At 57.8% G+C, this 230-nt stretch carries 1 pseudogene; it reads right to left on the bottom strand.

The window, feature by feature from the left end:
• Positions 1–230, bottom strand: a pseudogene (locus tag QMP16_RS23555) (type III glutamate--ammonia ligase); the annotation flags it as partial.

Genomic DNA, 230 nt, shown 5'->3' with positions numbered 1-230 from the left:
TCGGGCTTCCACGGCAGTTGAATGACCGAGGACGGATCCGGCACCGCCAGCATGTCCGGATGCGCCGGTGTCATGTCGAGCCATGTGGCGAACCCGGCAAAGCCTGCGCCATCTTCCTGCATGTCAGCAATCGCCTGTGCAGGCACTAGTTTAGCCCGCTGTCCACCGAACAGATCGGTGAACGAGATCATGAAGTATTTGACGCCTTTTTCTTTTGCGAAAGCTGCGAG

Origin of the sequence: Ruegeria atlantica (assembly GCF_947495585.1) — a bacterium.
Taxonomy (GTDB): domain Bacteria; phylum Pseudomonadota; class Alphaproteobacteria; order Rhodobacterales; family Rhodobacteraceae; genus Ruegeria; species Ruegeria atlantica_G.
Note: the sequence above shows the minus strand (reverse complement) of the source record. Positions and strands in the feature narration are given on the sequence as shown.